This is a genomic window from Cupriavidus sp. WS (assembly GCF_000395345.1).
Classification (GTDB): Bacteria; Pseudomonadota; Gammaproteobacteria; order Burkholderiales; family Burkholderiaceae; genus Cupriavidus; species Cupriavidus basilensis_B.
In genome coordinates, this window is the sequence record NZ_AQPL01000624.1 from 1 (window position 1) to 1249 (window position 1249).

Sequence of the window (1249 nt, forward strand, 5' to 3'; positions counted from 1 at the left end):
CTCGAACACCGTGGCCGGCGCCTCCTCGGCAAGCGAGCGGGCGATGCCGCCGAACATGGCATGCGGCCCCGTGAACACCACCACCACGCTCGCGCTGCCGCTGACCACCGCCGTGCCCATCAGCACGATGTTCTCCAGCGCGCACGGGTCGGTGCCGCTGGCGCCGTCGCGGGCGAATTTCTCCACCGGCAGCGACTCCCCGGTCAGGGGCGCCTGGTTGACGAAGAGGTCCTTCGACGCCAGCACCCTGGCATCCGCGGGCACGAGGTCGCCCGCGGCCAGGTGGACGATGTCGCCCGGCACCAGCTCGCCGATCGGCAATTCGCGCGTGGCGGGAGGATCGGCCGGGGTTGCCCGGCGCTGCGTCGCCGCGGTGGTATGCACCATCGCGCGCAGCGCCGCCGCGGCGCGCCCGGAGCGGCGCTCCTGGACAGTGGCCAGGCCCACGCTCAGCAGCACCATCACGGCAATCACCGCCGAGGCGTCGTAGTTGCGGATGCTGGCCGATACCACCGCCAGCGTCAGCAGCAGCACGTTGAGCGGATTGAACAACTTGAGCAGAAGATCGACCGCCGCCGGGCGGGAGCGCTCGCGCTCGGCCTGGTTGGGGCCGCAGCGCTGCAGGCGCTGCGCGGCCTCGGCCTCGCTCAGCCCGTCCGGGCTGGCGGCCAGTTGCCGCAGCAGCTCGGCAAGCGGCGTGCGGGCCGCGCGCAACAGCGCCTCGTGCATGCCGCCGGAGGCGGCCGCCCCCGGCGGGCCCGGCGGCCTCGCGCCGCGCGGCTCGTGCGCGCCCGGCTTGCGGGGCAGCAGGCGAAGCCGCCGGCCAAGACGTTCGATTGTCCGCGCCATCATGCTCATGACCCCTTTCACCGTTCCCGCTGCCGCTCACGCATGAGCGCACAGGTATTGCCCGCGTGGCGCATCCGGCAAGCGCATTCCGGGCCGGCGCCTGCGATGCCTGGGCGCCATGCATGCCGGCGTCTCGCCAAGCGACGTGGCCATGCAAGAACCAGCCCTCAGTCCTTACCAGCCAATGGCCGTTTCGCCACTATGCACGGGCAACAAGATCATCCCATGACAACCTTGATGACGCCTGCACGAACCGCAGATAGCAAAAAGCCCACTCCGTGGAGTGGGCTAGGTGCCTGAATCGCTGGTGGGTCGTGCGTGACTCGAACACGCGACCAACGGATTAAAAGTCCGAGCCGAGTGGCATGCCTCGATTTTTCCGGGGATGCCCAGAGACCCG

At 70.4% G+C, this 1249-nt stretch carries 1 protein-coding gene and 1 tRNA gene; both read right to left on the bottom strand.

The features are described from left to right. Positions 1–852, bottom strand: an 852-nt coding sequence (locus tag K206_RS40400; RefSeq protein ID WP_255359672.1) for a cation-transporting P-type ATPase, incomplete at its 3' end; no start/stop codon positions are given. A gap of 302 nt (positions 853–1154) precedes the next feature. Then, positions 1155–1248, bottom strand: a tRNA-Lys gene (locus K206_RS43455). Position 1249 lies beyond the last annotated feature (1 nt).